Here is a 233-nt window from a genome sequence, read left to right as displayed (position 1 = left end):
CCAGCATCGTACTTTTCAAGGCAAGATTAAATCATGTACGATATCAATGAATAAATCGGGAAAATATTTTATATCCATTCTTGTGGAATCAGCGGACGAAACGCCTCAATTAGTTGAACGGAAGATCGGGATTGATTTGGGTATTTCTGATTTTGCGATCACCACCAATGATTTAGGGGAAACTGAGAAGCACAAAAATCCAAAACCGCTGTACAAGTCCGAAAAGAAGCTGA

1 pseudogene is annotated in these 233 nt (G+C 39.1%); it reads left to right on the top strand.

Annotated features, from left to right (window positions below):
* Nucleotides 1–46: 46 nt before the first annotated feature.
* Nucleotides 47–233, top strand: a pseudogene (locus tag ACYQ4S_RS13070) (RNA-guided endonuclease TnpB family protein); the annotation flags it as partial.

Source organism: Alkalibacterium sp. s-m-28, from assembly GCF_054658175.1.
The sequence above is the reverse complement of the archived record's forward strand: the minus strand, read 5'-3'. Positions and strand labels throughout refer to the sequence as shown.